This window comes from Flintibacter faecis (assembly GCF_014287875.1).
In the GTDB taxonomy this organism is placed as follows: domain Bacteria; phylum Bacillota; class Clostridia; order Oscillospirales; family Oscillospiraceae; genus Lawsonibacter; species Lawsonibacter faecis_A.
Map to the genome: position 1 here is coordinate 500,774 of NZ_JACOPN010000001.1, position 12,833 is coordinate 513,606.

Consider the following 12,833-nt stretch of genomic DNA (forward strand, 5'->3'; position numbering starts at 1 on the left):
GAACTTCTTCTTGTTTCCTCCTCCACTCCATCGGAGGGGGGTGATGTACATGGTGACCTATTCCGACCTGTTTCAGCTCGGTATTCTGATCGTCAGCATCATTTCCCTGGTCATCCAGGTAAATAATAAAAAGAAGTAACCGCTGACGCTCCCAAGCCACGGTTACTTCTTGTAACACTGGAGGGGCCCCCGTTCACCGGCAGCGCCCTTCCTTCATCTATTATTATACCCGCTTTCAAATCCTTGTCAATCCCCTGTCCCGTCATTGCGAGAAGCGCAGCGACGTGGCAATCCGTACCCCGTCCACCAGAAAGCTGTCCTAAAAACGGAATCCCTCAGTCAGCTTCGCTGACAGCCCCCTTTCACAAGGGGGCCTATTGGTGCAGCACATCAGCCCCCCTTGTCAAAGGGGGGACACCGCCGAAAGCGGAGGGGGGATTCCGTCCCCGCATCTTGCCAAATCCGACATAATATGCTATGATACACCCAAGCGCTGCCATAGACGGTAGGCGGGGCCCCTCCTTCGGGAGGAGGCTGAACTTCTTCTTGTTTCCTCCTCCACTCCATCGGAGGGGGTGATGCACATGGTCACATATTCTGATCTGTTTCAGTTTGGGATCTTGATCGTGCAGATCGTTGCCCTGGTCATCCAGGTAAACAATAAAAAGAAGTAACCGCTGACGCCTCCCAAGCTAAGCGGTTACTTCATGTAACACTTTGGAGGGACGCCGTCTACCGGCAGCGCCCTCTTTCTATTTACTATTATACCCGCTTTCAAATCCTTGTCAATCCCCCGTTCCTGTCATTGCGAGGAGGGGCAAAGCCCCGACGTGGCAATCCGTACCCGTATCTTGCCAAATTCTACATAATATGCTATAATCCACCCAAGCGCTGCCAGTGGCGGTAGGCGGGGCCCCTCCTTCGGGAGGAGGCTGAACTTCTTCTTGTTTCCTCCTCCACTCCATCGGAGGGGGGTGATGTACATGGTGACCTATTCCGACCTGTTTCAGCTCGGTATTCTGATCGTCAGCATCATTTCCCTGGTCATCCAGGTAAATAATAAAAAGAAGTAACCGCTGACGCTCCCAAGCCACGGTTACTTCTTGTAACACTGGAGGGGCCCCCGTTCACCGGCAGCGCCCTTCCTTCATCTATTATTATACCCGCTTTCAAATCATTGTCAATCCCCCCTGTCATTGCGAGGAGCGCAGCGACGTGGCAATCCGTACCCCCGTCCCATCTTCTTCAAATTTTCTCCAAATTTTTTCATTTTCAGGATTGACAAATTCCCCCTGTTCATTTACAATAAACACCAGGAAACAAGACGGCGGTATTCAGCCCCGCCCCTGGTCTGACCCGTTGCCTTGCTTCCGAACTGTTTACAATCAAACGTCAACAGGAAACCCCCGGGTCCTCCGCCCGGGGGTTTTCCTGTTTTTTTGCGCCTTTTCATGGCAAAACCTGCATCTCCAGCTGGCTCCAGTTCAGCCCCGCTCTCTCCAGGTCGGCCCAGGAGGGAAACTGCTCCTCCAGCTCCGCCCAGGTGAGGAAGCGGTAAAACCACGCGATCTCCACCTGGGGCGGCACGATCTCCTGGATGATCCGTTTCAGCCGGTCGATCTGCGCCGGAATGCCCACCACGCCGGGGAAACGAACCTGCACCCGGCCCACCCCTGTCTCCATACACTCCGCCGCCACGCCGCAGCCGGTGATGGTGTCGTTGATGGCCCCGGGGGTAAAGCTGTCGTCCCCGATGCGCAGCAGGGCGGCCAGGGCCTGGCTCAGCCCCTCCTCTGTCTCCGCCGCCGGCCGGTGGAGCAGCAGCTTCGCCACCCCCTCCAGCCCCCAGCTGCGGGCCGTCACCAGGCTGCTCTCCCGCTCCACCTCCTCCAGTGCGCCCAGCGCTCCGTCCAGGGCCTCCCCCGCCGCCGTCAGCTCCCCGCCGTTGAAGGGTGCCTCCACGTCATACACCCCCAGGGGCCGCAGCAGCTCCTTTAAATAGTCTCTATAGCTCACTTCATTTCCTCCGTCGTCACCCGCCCCAGCTGGGGCAGTACCTCCGGCGACCCGGCCACATCCTTTCTGGGGGAGACGATGTTATAGTTGGCCACCCCCTCGCAGTGATACATCAGGTCCGCCAGCTGGCTGCGCAGAACCCCCTGCCCCAGCCGCTCCCCGGTGAACCACGCCTGCAGCCGCGCCTTCACCGTCTCCGCCGCCTGGGCAAAGGTATAGCCCTCCGCCGGCTTGATCTGCACATACACCGCCACCGCCGCCAGGGTGGGGGCTTTCACCTGCACCTCCACGGCGATCTCCCGCCGGGCCTGGAAATAGTCGTTCAGCTGCGCCAAAAGCCCCTCGTCCGGGGCCCCCGCCCGGGTGGCTGCGATCACATCCACCGTGCCGATGCCCCTGGGCCGGGGGATCACGCTGGCCGCCACGATCTGGGGAAAGGACAGGGCCTCCCGCTGATAAAAGGCGGCGTTTGCTCCGTTGGGCAGCCGGCGGAAGCTGTCCATCACCCGCGCCCGCAGGCCCTCATCTCCCTCCCGGTCCGCCCCGCCGGTGCAGGGCTCCGGGTTGGTGCAGGAGGCCACCCCCGCCGGGGCCACCGCCATGACCACCACGCTCCCGGCGGCCACATTCCCCGCGCTGCCCGCCTCTGCCGCCAGAACAGGCACCTCCGCCGTCAGCTCCCCTGGCGGAATGGTCCCCTCTTCCGTGGTCTCAAACCGCACCCGGCCCGCCGTCATGCAAACTGTGCCCACGGGGATAACTCGGGCGGTATCCGCCGTCTCCCCCGCGGTAAAGCGGATCACGCCCTCCGCCGGGGCGGCCTCCTTCCGGGTGATGCCCCGCAGCTGGGCGTGGCGGTCCAAAAACTCCCCCTCCGCCGTCTGGGGCAGCACCTGCCGTCCCAGCCACTCCGCCTGGACATACAGGCTGTACACCTGGGCCGCCACCGCATACAGCCGTGCCGCCAGATCGCAGCCCTCCGCCGGACGCATCCCCGTCCGCTGGGCAAAGCAGTCCAGCATCTCTCGATAGATCTCCTCCACGCTTTTCATACCCTGCTCCCTTCTTCACACCGCCGCCGTCACCGTCAGCGGCTGGCCCTTCCAGTTCAGCTCCACCGTCACCTCCGCGCCCCGGTCCGTGTCCTTCCAGACCACGTCCGTCACGCTCAGGTCGGTCTCCTCCTCCAGCGCCTGGGCCACATACCGGGCGCACAGCGTCTGCCGGGCCCCCGGCTTCTCCCGGATCACCTCGTGCAGTCGGCTGCCCAGTCCGGGCAGAAAGGGCATGGCCCCCCGCCGGGCCGTCAGGCGGAACAGCACCCGGGCCAACACCTCCTCCGCCCCCTCCGCCGTCTCCAGTCCCCCCGCCCCGTCGGGCACATAGTCCCCGTCTCTCAGCATCCGCTCCATGCCGCCATCTCCTCTCAGCTCTTCACCATCTCGCTCAGCACCTGATACACCACGGCCCGGACATAGTCGCCGATCTCCGTGCCGCCCACCTTCACCGTGCCGTACAGATTCACGCCCTCCCGGTCCGCCAGAACGCCGCCCCCGCCTCCGGGGGCCGCCAGCCGCACCGCACCGGGGGCCAGTCCATCAGTTCCCTGCTGCGTCCGTCCGATGACGCAGGGCTGCTCTCCCGCCGCACCCGTTTTCAGCACCAGCACCCGGTCTCCCGCCGCCGGTCTCCAGGTCACCCCGCCGGGGCTGTACACGGGCAGCTGCCGCCGCTCGCCACCCAGGCTCACCCCCGCCGGGTCGCCGCCCAGGGTCACCACGCCCAGCTCTGCCGCCGGCTCCCCCTGCTCCCGCCGTATGTCCCGCTCCGATAGCCACATCATCCTCACCTCAAACCACAAAATCCGGTGGAGCCAGCTCCAGCCGGGTCCAATATCCCCGGCCGTCCATCCCCACCGTGCTCTGGGCCACCCGATACAGCCCGTTCCGGTCCCAGCCGCTGCGCTGCACCCGCACCAGCTCCCCCGGCCAGGCGGAGAAGGCCTCCCCGATCTCCACCTCCAGCCGGATGCGCTCTCCCTTGGCCCGCTCCAGCTGGAACCTGCCCGTGTAGCGCATGGTCTGAAAATTGCTCCGCCCCGGCATGGTCATCACTCGCCGGGCCATGCCCCCCTGGGCAGAAAACTCCCCGTCGGTCACCGTCTCCACCTGACCGCTGTACCGGTCCCGCACCAGCACCTGGGACAGCACGCCATACCGCCGGTCCCGATACACCAGTTCCGTCACCGCCGTCCCATTGCCGATCAGCCGTGTCTCTCCCTTCGGCCACCCGGTCAGCACCAGCCGCCCCTCCCGGTCGAACCTGGGGGCCACCCCGCCGTAATACCGGGCAAAGTCGTATACCACCGACCACTCGCTGCTCCCCGTGGCCACAGAAAAGGGGCTCACCGGCGGCAGGTTGGCCCCCGCCGCCGTCTGAATGCCATAGGGCCGCACGTGGTCCCGCAGGATGTCCTCCATCGTCGCTGCGCCATAGTCCTCTCCCAGCGCCTCGTTGTCCAGCAGCAGGGCGGCCATCCCCCGGCCGGAAAGCTCCAACACGCTGCCGCCGCCCGACTGCTCCACCTGGCACTCGTCCACCACTCCGGTGAACACCCGCTCCCCCTCATGCTCGGCCCAAAATCGGGGCCAGTCCCCCGGTCTCGTCCCGCTGCCGGCCTCCCAGGGGCAGCGCATCCAAAAGCTGTCGCAGGGTATCCCGGCGGTATACTCCATCCGCCAGGCCGTGGGCTGGGGCAGCAGCCACTGCCGCCCCGCTGCATCTGTCACATACCCTCTCACCCCACTCTCACCTCGTCTCCCACATGGATCAGGTTGGGGTTCTTGATCTGGGGATTCATGGCGATGAGCTTGGCCAGGGCCAGGTCATATTTCCTGGCGATGGCCCACAGGCTCTCCCCCTTCACCACCCGGTGATACACCGGTCCGGCGGCGGCAGCGCCGCTCTCCCCGCTCTGGTTCCCCGCCCTCTGGGCTGCCAGGCCGGTATACCAGCTGTCGTCCTCCCAAAAGGCAAAGGAATAGCGCACATAGTCCGGCCTGGGCTCCTGCTCCAGCCGCAGAGAGACGAAATAGGCGTTGGCCGTCTGCCACAGGGGATGGACCAGCAGCCCCGGCCCGTCCTCATAGAACACGTTGGCAAGCTTGCCGAACTGGGCATAGGCATCCGGCCCCACAAATTCCCCCTCCCCCTCCATGATCCGGTTGGTCCGCCCCAGATCCTGCAGGTGAAACAGCCCAAAGGGCGTCTTGTTCACCGCCATCTTCCGCTCATAGTCGATGGAGTACACCCTGGGATTGTGGGGCCAGGTATAGCCCTTATACCGCATGGGCGATAGCGTCATCCTCTCTCCTCCTTGTCAATACAGGGAAAAGCCCCCGTCATACCGGCGGCTGTCCCGCTGAAAGATCCGGTCCAGATTTCGGGCCTGCTCCCGCTCCGCCGCCGGGTCCTGATCGCTGGAAAAGGCCCCCGTTCGGCCCGTCTCCGGGACCGTCCCGTCCAAAAAAGCCGACGCGTTTCGCCCGCTCCCCGCCTCAAGCTGTCCCCAGCTGAAGACTCCAGCTTTCCCGGCCTGCCGGCTCTCTCCCCTGGCTCTGGCGGCAAACAGCTCCGCCCGCTCCCCTCGGGCGCTGTCCAAAGCCCGCTCCAGCCGCACGGTCTCCTCCAACAGAGGCAGCGTTCCCTCCGCCGTCTGGGCCTCTTCCGCCGGGAGCAGTTCGCTTTTCGCCGCCTTCCACGGTCCGCCGTCCGACTCCGTCCGGGCCGTCTCCCCCACGCCTGACAGGTCGGCCCCGCCGCTCTCTCCCGCGGCGGCGGCAGAAGTCAGTGCGACGGCCAGCCGCCTTCTCTGCTCCTCCAACGCATCCGCCTGGCCGCTCTCCTGCTCCAGATAGTCGATCATGCGCCGCCCTCCTTCAACCTCTGAAACTGCGCCGGGTCAAAGGCGGGATTGCTCCCGCCCTCCCCAGGCTCTTCCGGCCTTCCGCACACGGGGCACCGGGCCTGCTCCGCCTTCCCCCGGCAATCGGGACACAGCCGTTCCAACTGCTCCTCCCGGTCCAAAAGCCCGTTGGCCAGACACCACAGATAGTCCCGGTCCTTCATCTCTCTGGCTCTTCTCTCGGTGGGCAGGGCGTGAAACTCCCTCAGCACCCGCCACCGCAGCCGCTCTTCCGGGTCGCTCCGGAGTTTTTTTTTACGTTTTCCAGCTCCTCCTCCGTCACGTTCAGCCCCGGGTCGCTCTCCAGGCGCAGCTGGGACCACCGCCGGGCCAGGCCGCCGATCTCCTCCACGGTCAGCCCGGCCAGAACCGCCCGTCCGTCGGAAAACACCGGCTTATGTTCCTCTTCCTGCTCCAGGGCCCGGGCCAGCAGACAGGCGTTGGAGCACAGGGCCCGCTCCCGGTCCTCCCCCGCCAGCTCCCCCGCCTCCCGGCGGGCCTGGAGTATCTCCAGGGCGGACAGCAGCCGCAGCGCCATCCCGTTGCCCAGGCTCACCCGCTCCCGCTGGGCTAAGATAGAACCCTCCATGCTCACACCTCCGTCACGATCCGGCGGGAGGCCACCAGCGTCACCTTCTCCAGCACCATGCTGCCCAGGGCGGCGCTCTCCTGAATGCTGCTCCACTGGCAGTTGGAGTAGATGATCTTCCGGTCCGGCTTGCACACCACCAGAGAAAACCCGCTCAGGCTGTAAAAGTCGATGCCGTCCCGAATGGCCTCGTCGGTGGCATACAACCTCGTCAGCTCCACCACATGTCTGGTCTGCCCCTCGATGGTGGCCACCGGTTCGGCCTCGCCAAAGGCCTCCACCGCCGTGCTGCTCTTGCTGGCCTTGGCGGAATAGCTCTGCACCACGGCCACCCTGGTGCCGTCCACCTCCAGATAAATGTCGCTGCTGGTAGGAAATCCAGTCATACCCGCTTCACGCTCCCCTCTCTCAAACGGTGATGTGGGCCGTCAGCCAGATCTGATTCAGCCCGTGGGCCACAGTAAAGGAGAAGTCCACCAGGCATCGGGCCGGGTCCTGACTGTCCGCCGTCACCGTCACGTTCTCATACCCGGTGATGATCTCCCGGGCCTTCTTGTTCTCCAGCTCCAGCACCACCTGGGCCCGGATGGCCCCCCGGCTCTGGGCCGTGTTTTTGGCCCGCTGGAACTTCGTCCGCAGGGCCCGGCGCAGGGTGGGGATCACGTCGTCCACAATGCGGATGGTGGTCAGATCCCGCCAGGTGGCGTCCGCCGCCTCCCCCGTGGTGGTCCGGGTGGTCACGCCCCGCACCACGCCGATGGTCCCCGCCAAGCTCTCCACCGGGGTCACGCCGCCTAAGATCAGCCGGTCCATCTCCCCGTCGCTGTACCGCCCGCTCAGACCATACAGCCCGGTAAGCACCGCCCCGCCCAGGGGTACGGCGGGGTCGCTCTCCCCGGCGATGGCTCCCGCCACCGCCGCCGCCACGCCCAGGCCGTCCGCAGCCTCTCCGTTCTGATTTACGCCGCCGGGAGCCACCAGCACCACCCGCTCGTGGTTCAGGGCCTTGGCCCGGGCGATCAGCTGATCCACCGTCTCCCCCGCCCCACCGGCGGCCACGGCGATCCGCTCCCGCCGGTTGGCCGAGGCCGTCTCCACGCTCTGCTTCATGGCCTTCTGTACGTCCCCGTCCGTGCTGTCACAGATCACCGCCGTGATGTCCTCCAGTCCCTCCAGTGCGGCAAAGCCGTCGGCATAGCCCTCGCCCCCGGCGATGGGCACCGCCGCCACGGCCCCGGCCCCGTTTTTCAGGGCCAGCCGGACAAGCTCCGCCATGGTCCCCTGACCAAAGGCGTTCACCGCCCCGTCATAGCTGGTCACGATCTTCACCTCGTTGGCCGCAGCCTTGGCGTTCACCGCCACCAGCCCCACCTGCTTGCCTGCGCCGCTGCCGCTGACCACCGAGGAGGCATCATACGCGGAATAGACCCCCGGTCTCTGATGTACCGTCACATTCATTTTTTCAATCCACCTCGCACTTCAAATTCCGAAAATACCGCCGACGGTTCTTCCTCCCCAGTCAGACAGACCACACACACCGCACGCACTGTCCGGCGCAGCAGCCGGGACTTTCCGTCCCGCTCCGTCTCCCCCCAAGCGAGCTCCTTCACTCCCACGTCCGGCGGTCCGCCCCGCACCAGAGCCCGGGCCAGTCGGAACACCGCCCGCTCCAGCTCCGCCCCCTCCGTCTCCTCCGGGGCGTACAGATCCAGCCCCAGGGTCAGCTCCGCTTTCCGGCCATACAGTTCTCTCCACTGGCCGCTGTCCTTGTCAAATCGCTCCCCCAGATAGTCCTGAAAGCCCGCCGGGCCCACCTGACACTTCCGCACGCTCACCACCGCCTTCGCCCCTGCCAGGGCTGTCCGCTCCCGTCCCGACCAGGCGGGTTCCGCCGCAACGCCGTTGGCGCTGAGATAGTCCGCCATATACCTGGGGATACGCTCCAGGTCCAATTCACTTCCCCCTCTCCTCGTCCGCAGGCCGCAGCACACCCTGCCAGAACAGGCCCGGCCCGATGCTGTGGGCCGCCTGCGCCACATAGTCCGCTCCATCCCAGCGCACCCGGCCCCCCTCCTCCAGGGGGATCTCCCCCGGACCCAGATACAAAAACTGATCCTCCCGCCGCAGCCCCAGGGGCGAGGGGACCCGCTGATCCTCCCGCCGCTCCGCCAGGGGCTGGACAAAGGCCCGGGTCTGTGTGCCCTCCTCCCCGTTTCTGGGGAAAACGGTGACGTTCTGACCATATTGGGCCAAGATCGCCCGCCAGTGCCGGGCCAGCCCGGTCATTTTCCCGACTATCCTTTCAGCCATCAGCCAGGCACCCCCCGGAACGCAAAGCCCGTCTGTCCCAGCCAGGGGGCCATCAGCCGAAGGGCCCGCTGCCGCAGATCGCTCCCTCGCTCCCCCCGCAGCTGAACGGACAGCTCCCCGGCGGTAAAGCCGCTCACCTGACCGTCCCCCTGGGCCGCCGCCAAGCCGTCCACAGCCAGCATGGCAGCCGCCAGCGCAAAGCTCTCGCCGCACTCCTCCGGTGCCACCCCCCGGCGCAGCAGATGTTCCAGCTCCGCCCGGGCTCCTTCGATCAGGGGGAGGAGCAGGCCGTCCTGCTCCTCCCCCGCCCCCATGGCCCTGCACAATGCCAGGATGTCCTCGCTCATTTCTTGACCTCCAGCACCCGGCTGGCATCCTTGAATACCTTGGCAAAGCCGCTGATGGTGGTCACGGCGGCCCGCTCCAGCTGCCGGTCGATGAGCTTGTCATACTCCACCGTCACGTCGCTGCCCTGCACCATCTCCAGGGCAAAGCGCTTGTCCAGGCCGATGGCCGTGCCCGCAGGCAGGACAGAGGTCCGCAGCAGATTGGCCCCCAGGGGGGTGGTCAGCTTGCCCGTGCCCTGGAAATTCAGACCGGTGAGGGGGTTCTGAAGCTCACTGAGCTTCAGCAGCTTCACCATCACGTCGCCGGACACCAGCAGGGCGTTCATCTCATAGGGGTCGAACTTGGCCCAAAAGTCCACCAGATCGTCATAGGTCAGCTTGCCCTGGGCCGCCGTGGTGAACACGCTGGCAGCGTTGCCGTTTCCGTCCCCGTTTTTCAGCACGTCCACTGCGTCCTCCAGCTGGGCCCGGGCGATGTGGGCGCCGATCTGCCGCAGGGTAACGGAGAACAGATCCAGCTTCTGATAGCGCACCGCCTCATAGCTGGCCACCAGCATTCTGCCCCGCTTGCGCAGCTTCACCAGGTTGGACTGCACCTGAATGGTGGTGGCGGGGATGGCCGCGCCCTCCTCCACGTGGCGCAGCTGTTTGCTGTCGCCCCCGGCCTCGGCGGTGATGGAGCGATAGTCCATGCCGTCAAAGCGGGTCACGGCGGCGGTGATGTGGGGCAGGATGTCCCCCTCCTCCATGCCCTGGCGCACCGAGCGGGCGATGTACTCCGGGAACAGCACGGCGGAATCGGCGGTGCGGAAAAACTTCTCCACCACGTCGCTGCCCGCACCCTTCACCTTGATGTCAAAGCGCTTCAGCTGCCGCTGAAAGGCGTCCAGCCCCTCCAGGCTGGTGCCCTTATACTGCTCGCTGGGGTCCTGCCGCTCCAGCACCTGGCTAAAGCTGCGGCCCGCCTCCTGATACATCCCCTTGTCCAGCTTCAGATTGTCATAAGAAAAAGCCATTCGTTTTCTCTCCTTTCCCGATTACAGACAGATCACGGCGGTGCCGTCATCCTTCACATCCGCCACCAGCACCGTCACGCCGCCGGTCTCCGCCTTCTTCACGCCGCCGTCGCCGTCCCCGGCCAGGGCCGCCCAGCCCACGGTCAGGGTGTCCGCCGTCTTCACGGGGACAAAGCCCTTCACCTGCACTGCGGCCATGCCGGCCCTGGGCTCCAGGGCCACGCCGCAAAAGGCATCGCCTGCGGAACAGGGGCCCACCCGGCCGCTGCCCGTCAGCTTCACCACCTGGCCGCCCTTCACGCCGCTGTCGGCCAGGAACGTAGCCACCACACTGCCGATGTCCTCAAACGAGATCTTGCTCATACCTGTCTCTCCTCCTCAAAAAATCTCTCGCCTATGTTTCATCCGCCCCACAGGGCGAAAAACGAGACTCAGATCAAAAAGGCCCCGTCCCGGCCCTTCTCTGTGCTTGCATCCTTCTCCGCATACCGCAGCTGGGGAACGATGGGATAGCGCTCCGCCGCCTTCTGTCTCCAGCCGTTCTCCACCTGCTCCAGTTCCTCCGCCGACATGGGCGCAACCAACCGCTCCAGGGTCTCTTTCTCCAGCCCCAGCCCGGCCAGAAGGCCCAGACGCACCGCCTCTCTCCTGGCCCGCTCCCCGCTCCTCCGGCCAAGCAATGCCTCCCGCTCCAGCTCCTCCAGCTCCCCGGCACACTCCGGGTGCCCCTGGGCCAGAGCTTTCAGGGTAGAAAAGCGCCCCTCCATGCCCTTCACGATGCCCGCTGCCGGCTGGGCGGGCACCGCTACAAAGGAAAACTCATATGCGTCGCTGGCCCCCATCAGCCGGGTAAAGCACAGCGCCCCGTCATACCGCTCCCCCTTCCTGTGACCGCACTGGCCGTTTCGCCGGTCCGCCCCGCAGATAGAGCACACGCTGCGCTCCACCGCACAGCCCACGCTCACCTCTTTCTTGATGCCCCCCTCGATCTCTGCGATCAGGTCCCGATTTGTCTCGGTGCGCATCATATAGGCATAGCCCTTCAGCCAGCAATAGCCGTCTCCCGCCTTTGTCCGCTTCTCCGGCTCCTGCACCAGCTCCGTGCGATAGATCCGGGCCGCCTGGCCCTTGGCCGACCACTGATGGTCAAAAATGCCGCACTTGCCCACAAACAGCCCCGCCAGCTCCTCCAAGGTCTCCGGCTCAAACCGCTCCCCGTCCCGGTCCACCTCGTTGTCGCACAGCCGCACGGAAAAGGCATACACCTCTCCCTCCGCCAGCTCTCGCCGGGCCAATCGATTGATCTGCTCCAGCTCCTCCCGCCCCAGCCGGGTCTCCTCCCCGGCCTGAGATGCCTTCGTCACCCGCATCCGTCCGTCTCCCTTCCTTGCAATTCTTTCATTCATTCCGCCTGGTGTCTTCGGCGGATCTCCTCCGCCTGGGCTCGATACAGCTCCGCCCTGGCCTCCTCCACAATGTCCTGCAAATTGATGTCCTCCCAGTCGATCTTCACGCCGCCGCCAAAGCCGTGGAGCCTCACCCACAGCTCGCCGATGCGCTCCAGGGCCGGCTCCACGCTGCGGCGGATGGCGGTGATCTCGCTGGTCAGCAGGTCGGCCTGCTGGGTGCTCATCCGCTCGGTGGACGACCAGGACAGCCCCAGCATAAAGGGCGGGATGCCCGTCCGGGCCACCAGCTGCTCCAGGATCTGCCGCACCGGCACCTGGCTGTCCAGAATGGGTCCGTCCGCCCCGATGACCTTCACATCCACGTCGCCCACGGCCACAAAGTCCCGTACCTGTCCGGCCCGGCCCGCCTGCATGGCCTCCGACCACTCCCCGGCGATCTGCCTGCACCGCTCCTGGGCAAAGGCCCCCTCGTCCTCCCCCGGCTTACACACCACCGCAAAGCGCAGGTTGCCCGCCCGCTCCCAGTTCTGGCCGGTGGCCTGAAAAATTTTCAGCAGGATGCCCGCCAAAAAAGGCATGGACCGCAGCATAGACACCCCGCAGGGGCAGTCCCCCGTGGGCTGCAGCGGGGTAAACAGCAGCAGCTCCTGCCAGGGCAGTTCTTTGGGCTCCCCCGCCTGACGCAGACACAGCTTAAAGTCCAGGGGGTTGTCCCCCCGCTTGGCCTCCACCTGCTCCGGGTCGGCACACAGAACCGCTGCGATGTCCCGCCCGTCCCCGGTAAGGACGATCTCCCCCAGCCCGTGGCCGCAGGTAAACAGGTCGTCCAGATACCGGTCCAAAAAGGCCTGGATGCCCCGCTGGCCCCAGCCGATGTTCACCTTCTGAAAAAATTCCTCCAGCCCTGCCTGGGCCGCCCGGTCCTCCGCCAACACCTTCACGCCGCCGCACAGCCGCACCAGCTTCCAGATGGCCGCATCCAGCAGAGGCACCCCCTCCCGGATGGCCCGGTACAGGGCCACCTCACCGGTCCCCAGAGGGGTATACCGGTCTAATACGCCGAAGGGATGGCCCTCCCCCTGGCGCACCTGCACCACCGGGGCCGCCCCCCGCCGCTTCTTCCGCTCCCACCACTTCAAAGTGTGTTCCTCCTTTTTGTCTTTGCGTCTTTCGGGACCCCGT

21 protein-coding genes are annotated in these 12,833 nt (G+C 65.5%); 3 read left to right on the plus strand and 18 right to left on the minus strand.

Annotated features, from left to right (window positions below; translation table 11 throughout):
• Nucleotides 1-43 precede the first annotated feature (43 nt).
• From H8S55_RS14000 to H8S55_RS14010, 3 genes are all read left to right on the plus strand, one after another.
• The gene (locus H8S55_RS14000) at nucleotides 44-139 is read left to right on the plus strand and encodes a putative holin-like toxin (RefSeq protein WP_227148339.1); all 96 of its coding nucleotides are present in this window, start codon (nucleotides 44-46) and stop codon (nucleotides 137-139) included.
• Between the two features lie 445 nt (nucleotides 140-584).
• A complete protein-coding gene (locus tag H8S55_RS14005) occupies nucleotides 585-674 on the plus strand; it encodes a putative holin-like toxin (protein ID WP_243200419.1) in 90 nt (29 codons plus the stop codon).
• A 303-nt stretch (nucleotides 675-977) separates the two neighbouring features.
• A complete protein-coding gene (locus tag H8S55_RS14010; RefSeq protein ID WP_227148339.1) occupies nucleotides 978-1,073 on the plus strand; it encodes a putative holin-like toxin in 96 nt (31 codons plus the stop codon).
• A gap of 376 nt (nucleotides 1,074-1,449) precedes the next feature.
• Here H8S55_RS14010 and H8S55_RS02355 read toward each other — a convergent pair whose 3' ends face one another.
• The 18 genes from H8S55_RS02355 to H8S55_RS02440 all read right to left on the minus strand — a co-directional run bounded on the left by H8S55_RS02355 (nucleotide 1,450) and on the right by H8S55_RS02440 (nucleotide 12,790).
• On the minus strand, nucleotides 1,450-2,016 hold the full coding sequence (locus H8S55_RS02355) for a DUF2313 domain-containing protein (protein WP_186877643.1): 567 nt from the start codon (nucleotides 2,014-2,016) through the stop codon (nucleotides 1,450-1,452).
• Nucleotides 2,013-3,068: a baseplate J/gp47 family protein gene (locus H8S55_RS02360; protein WP_186877644.1), complete on the minus strand. Its 1,056-nt coding sequence runs from the start codon at nucleotides 3,066-3,068 to the stop codon at nucleotides 2,013-2,015. The genes H8S55_RS02355 and H8S55_RS02360 overlap by 4 nt, the downstream gene beginning before the upstream one ends.
• 15 nt (nucleotides 3,069-3,083) lie before the next feature.
• On the minus strand, nucleotides 3,084-3,428 hold the full coding sequence (locus tag H8S55_RS02365) for a hypothetical protein (RefSeq protein ID WP_186877645.1): 345 nt from the start codon (nucleotides 3,426-3,428) through the stop codon (nucleotides 3,084-3,086).
• 14 nt (nucleotides 3,429-3,442) lie between these two features.
• Complete coding sequence (locus tag H8S55_RS02370; RefSeq protein WP_147562847.1) at nucleotides 3,443-3,859, minus strand: hypothetical protein; 417 nt, start codon at nucleotides 3,857-3,859, stop codon at nucleotides 3,443-3,445.
• 7 nt (nucleotides 3,860-3,866) lie between these two features.
• Entirely contained in the window at nucleotides 3,867-4,805 is a 939-nt protein-coding gene (locus tag H8S55_RS02375) for a hypothetical protein (RefSeq protein ID WP_366467183.1), read from the minus strand.
• An 8-nt stretch (nucleotides 4,806-4,813) separates the two neighbouring features.
• Nucleotides 4,814-5,380, minus strand: coding sequence for a LysM peptidoglycan-binding domain-containing protein (locus H8S55_RS02380; protein ID WP_243200420.1), 567 nt, complete (start codon nucleotides 5,378-5,380; stop codon nucleotides 4,814-4,816).
• 15 nt (nucleotides 5,381-5,395) lie between these two features.
• Nucleotides 5,396-5,941: a hypothetical protein gene (locus H8S55_RS02385; RefSeq protein ID WP_186877647.1), complete on the minus strand. Its 546-nt coding sequence runs from the start codon at nucleotides 5,939-5,941 to the stop codon at nucleotides 5,396-5,398.
• Nucleotides 5,938-6,192: a molybdopterin oxidoreductase gene (locus H8S55_RS02390; protein WP_366467186.1), complete on the minus strand. Its 255-nt coding sequence runs from the start codon at nucleotides 6,190-6,192 to the stop codon at nucleotides 5,938-5,940. The genes H8S55_RS02385 and H8S55_RS02390 overlap by 4 nt, the downstream gene beginning before the upstream one ends.
• Entirely contained in the window at nucleotides 6,186-6,569 is a 384-nt protein-coding gene (locus H8S55_RS02395) for a hypothetical protein (protein ID WP_186877648.1), read from the minus strand. Before H8S55_RS02395 ends, H8S55_RS02390 begins: the two co-directional genes overlap by 7 nt.
• A gap of 2 nt (nucleotides 6,570-6,571) precedes the next feature.
• A complete protein-coding gene (locus H8S55_RS02400) occupies nucleotides 6,572-6,955 on the minus strand; it encodes a hypothetical protein (RefSeq protein WP_186877649.1) in 384 nt (127 codons plus the stop codon).
• A gap of 22 nt (nucleotides 6,956-6,977) precedes the next feature.
• Nucleotides 6,978-8,027: a phage tail sheath C-terminal domain-containing protein gene (locus H8S55_RS02405; RefSeq protein WP_186877650.1), complete on the minus strand. Its 1,050-nt coding sequence runs from the start codon at nucleotides 8,025-8,027 to the stop codon at nucleotides 6,978-6,980.
• Nucleotides 8,024-8,521 carry a hypothetical protein gene (locus H8S55_RS02410; protein ID WP_186877651.1) on the minus strand — a complete coding sequence of 166 codons (498 nt, stop codon included), beginning with the start codon at nucleotides 8,519-8,521 and terminating at the stop codon, nucleotides 8,024-8,026. The genes H8S55_RS02405 and H8S55_RS02410 overlap by 4 nt, the downstream gene beginning before the upstream one ends.
• A 1-nt stretch (nucleotide 8,522) precedes the next feature.
• On the minus strand, nucleotides 8,523-8,879 hold the full coding sequence (locus H8S55_RS02415) for a hypothetical protein (RefSeq protein ID WP_186877652.1): 357 nt from the start codon (nucleotides 8,877-8,879) through the stop codon (nucleotides 8,523-8,525).
• Complete coding sequence (locus H8S55_RS02420) at nucleotides 8,879-9,226, minus strand: hypothetical protein (RefSeq protein WP_186877653.1); 348 nt, start codon at nucleotides 9,224-9,226, stop codon at nucleotides 8,879-8,881. The genes H8S55_RS02415 and H8S55_RS02420 overlap by 1 nt, the downstream gene beginning before the upstream one ends.
• Entirely contained in the window at nucleotides 9,223-10,242 is a 1,020-nt protein-coding gene (locus H8S55_RS02425) for a phage major capsid protein (RefSeq protein ID WP_147562856.1), read from the minus strand. The genes H8S55_RS02420 and H8S55_RS02425 overlap by 4 nt, the downstream gene beginning before the upstream one ends.
• 21 nt (nucleotides 10,243-10,263) lie before the next feature.
• Nucleotides 10,264-10,605 carry a hypothetical protein gene (locus H8S55_RS02430; protein ID WP_147562857.1) on the minus strand — a complete coding sequence of 114 codons (342 nt, stop codon included), beginning with the start codon at nucleotides 10,603-10,605 and terminating at the stop codon, nucleotides 10,264-10,266.
• A gap of 68 nt (nucleotides 10,606-10,673) precedes the next feature.
• Nucleotides 10,674-11,612, minus strand: a complete 939-nt coding sequence (locus H8S55_RS02435) for a hypothetical protein (protein WP_186877732.1) — start codon at nucleotides 11,610-11,612, stop codon at nucleotides 10,674-10,676.
• A gap of 32 nt (nucleotides 11,613-11,644) precedes the next feature.
• The gene (locus H8S55_RS02440) at nucleotides 11,645-12,790 is read right to left on the minus strand and encodes a serine/threonine protein phosphatase (protein ID WP_186877654.1); all 1,146 of its coding nucleotides are present in this window, start codon (nucleotides 12,788-12,790) and stop codon (nucleotides 11,645-11,647) included.
• Nucleotides 12,791-12,833 lie beyond the last annotated feature (43 nt).

Excerpts from the sequence above, each read along its gene's own strand:
- H8S55_RS14000 (WP_227148339.1), top strand. The coding sequence starts at position 44 with ATGTACATGGTGACCTATTCCGACCTGTTTCAGCTCGGTATTCTGATC.
- H8S55_RS14005 (WP_243200419.1), top strand. The coding sequence starts at position 585 with ATGGTCACATATTCTGATCTGTTTCAGTTTGGGATCTTGATCGTGCAG.
- H8S55_RS14010 (WP_227148339.1), top strand. The coding sequence starts at position 978 with ATGTACATGGTGACCTATTCCGACCTGTTTCAGCTCGGTATTCTGATC.
- H8S55_RS02360 (WP_186877644.1), bottom strand. The coding sequence starts at position 3,068 with ATGAAAAGCGTGGAGGAGATCTATCGAGAGATGCTGGACTGCTTTGCC.
- H8S55_RS02365 (WP_186877645.1), bottom strand. The coding sequence starts at position 3,428 with ATGGAGCGGATGCTGAGAGACGGGGACTATGTGCCCGACGGGGCGGGG.
- H8S55_RS02370 (WP_147562847.1), bottom strand. The coding sequence starts at position 3,859 with ATGATGTGGCTATCGGAGCGGGACATACGGCGGGAGCAGGGGGAGCCG.
- H8S55_RS02380 (WP_243200420.1), bottom strand. The coding sequence starts at position 5,380 with ATGACGCTATCGCCCATGCGGTATAAGGGCTATACCTGGCCCCACAAT.
- H8S55_RS02385 (WP_186877647.1), bottom strand. The coding sequence starts at position 5,941 with ATGATCGACTATCTGGAGCAGGAGAGCGGCCAGGCGGATGCGTTGGAG.
- H8S55_RS02395 (WP_186877648.1), bottom strand. The coding sequence starts at position 6,569 with ATGGAGGGTTCTATCTTAGCCCAGCGGGAGCGGGTGAGCCTGGGCAAC.
- H8S55_RS02400 (WP_186877649.1), bottom strand. The coding sequence starts at position 6,955 with ATGACTGGATTTCCTACCAGCAGCGACATTTATCTGGAGGTGGACGGC.
- H8S55_RS02405 (WP_186877650.1), bottom strand. The coding sequence starts at position 8,027 with ATGAATGTGACGGTACATCAGAGACCGGGGGTCTATTCCGCGTATGAT.
- H8S55_RS02415 (WP_186877652.1), bottom strand. The coding sequence starts at position 8,879 with ATGGCTGAAAGGATAGTCGGGAAAATGACCGGGCTGGCCCGGCACTGG.
- H8S55_RS02420 (WP_186877653.1), bottom strand. The coding sequence starts at position 9,226 with ATGAGCGAGGACATCCTGGCATTGTGCAGGGCCATGGGGGCGGGGGAG.
- H8S55_RS02425 (WP_147562856.1), bottom strand. The coding sequence starts at position 10,242 with ATGGCTTTTTCTTATGACAATCTGAAGCTGGACAAGGGGATGTATCAG.
- H8S55_RS02430 (WP_147562857.1), bottom strand. The coding sequence starts at position 10,605 with ATGAGCAAGATCTCGTTTGAGGACATCGGCAGTGTGGTGGCTACGTTC.
- H8S55_RS02435 (WP_186877732.1), bottom strand. The coding sequence starts at position 11,612 with ATGCGGGTGACGAAGGCATCTCAGGCCGGGGAGGAGACCCGGCTGGGG.